Origin of the sequence: Kitasatospora nipponensis, assembly GCF_039528135.1 — a bacterium.
GTDB classification, from domain to species: Bacteria; Actinomycetota; Actinomycetes; order Streptomycetales; family Streptomycetaceae; genus Kitasatospora; species Kitasatospora nipponensis.
Genome location: NZ_BAAALF010000573.1, coordinates 1 through 339 on the forward strand (window position 1 = coordinate 1; position 339 = coordinate 339).

The following is a 339-nucleotide window of genomic DNA, read 5'->3' on the forward strand; positions in this document are numbered from 1 at the left end:
CCGGCTGGTACGACAGCCGCACCGTGCACATCCACGCGATGGTGCACATCGACAACGAACGCACCCTCACCACCCAGCTGATGATGGACGAGTCGCTCAACTCCAAGGTCTTCGCGCAGCAGCCCTACGCCAAGCACACCAACCGCGACACCTTCAACGACGGCGACAGCATCTACAAGGAGTCCATGCTCCTCAAGATCACCGAGGACGCCGACGGCTACCTCGGCGTCATCACCTTCGGCGTCGACCCGGACCACGACGGGAAGTAGCAAGCATCTGCCGGACCGTCAGAACAGGCGGTACCAGGGACGCCTGGCCCGCGGGAGCGTGGGGGGGAAG

General features: G+C 64.3%; 1 protein-coding gene. It reads left to right on the forward strand.

From position 1 onward, the window contains the following. Positions 1–269: peptidase associated/transthyretin-like domain-containing protein (locus ABD323_RS41980; RefSeq protein ID WP_486327174.1), on the forward strand; the 269-nt coding region annotated here is incomplete at its 5' end. Positions 270–339: the final 70 nt, after the last annotated feature.